General features: G+C 56.8%; 2 protein-coding genes. Both read right to left on the minus strand.

The window, feature by feature from the left end; all coding sequences use genetic code 11:
• Positions 1-113 precede the first annotated feature (113 nt).
• Complete coding sequence (locus Xhom_RS31760) at positions 114-290, minus strand: hypothetical protein (protein ID WP_157104579.1); 177 nt, start codon at positions 288-290, stop codon at positions 114-116.
• The gene (locus tag Xhom_RS24970) at positions 290-1,015 is read right to left on the minus strand and encodes a hypothetical protein (RefSeq protein ID WP_145957526.1); all 726 of its coding nucleotides are present in this window, start codon (positions 1,013-1,015) and stop codon (positions 290-292) included. The genes Xhom_RS31760 and Xhom_RS24970 overlap by 1 nt, the downstream gene beginning before the upstream one ends.
• Positions 1,016-1,030: the final 15 nt, after the last annotated feature.

Consider the following 1,030-nt stretch of genomic DNA (forward strand, 5'->3'; position numbering starts at 1 on the left):
CCGGCATCTGGACACGGATATCCAAGCGAGTGAGTAAGGGGCACTAGGCCCCTGTCATCACTTCGGCTGTTCCAGCCACTGGATATCGGGGCAGTAGAACAATCCCCTGACTATTATTTTGGTTTTTTCAATTCATCCGGTATCCACTCCTGCGTGTCAGGATGATAGGTTTCCGGCCCGCCGGAAAAATTATCAGGGACATCCACGTCAATGTGGGGTTCTACCGGACGAATGCCGATGGTATACGACCGGTAGTCACGGGTTAGCACATAGATTGTTTTCATTTTCATCACATCACCTTCCAGACATGCACCCGGCACGCAACATTAGTCCAATCGGTACCGTCAGCATGACCTGCGGCAGACCCGGTATCCATACCCCGCGCCCAGAATGACGCCGTACCCGCCTGAACCACAATCCCCTCAGCAACACAGGAGGCGGCAACGCCGTGACTGCCGTTCTGCTGGAAAATCCATTTCGTATCGAACCATTCATTGCGTTCATAGCCGCGATTGACCTCAGCCAGCACAATACACGGTGTACCGTTGCCGAAGGGGTTGGATTTAACGATCCGTTGCGAGCGTTGTATGCGGCCAAAATCCAGTAACGCGTAGCCGACCTGATTACGGGGCAGCCCCCCCAACGCGGCTAACCCTTCCTCAGCCGTTCTTGCGCCTGTGCCGCCGCACTGAACCGGTATTAATCCGGTGGTCATCTTTCCGGCACCGTCAAAGGCCCAGACATGCCCGCCACGGGTATTGTATGACCCTGCATGGTGATCGTCGGTGACGTAGAGGTAGGTGCTGCCATTTCCGCTCGCGAGCCGGGTTTCCCCGGAGGGTAAATTCATCAGGCGACCGTCAGCCGGATACGCCCGGACATCTGCCGCCGTTAACTGAATGTCAGCGGTCAGGGATTGGCCATTGATAGTCCGGTTGCCGGGCACCGCCCCCAGTGTCGCCAGCGCTTCATTGGCGGTTCTTGCGCCTGTCCCGCCACACTGGATCGGTATCAATCCGGTCTCCAGAGT

The sequence above is a fragment of the Xenorhabdus hominickii genome, from assembly GCF_002632725.1.
GTDB lineage: Bacteria > Pseudomonadota > Gammaproteobacteria > Enterobacterales > Enterobacteriaceae > Xenorhabdus > Xenorhabdus hominickii.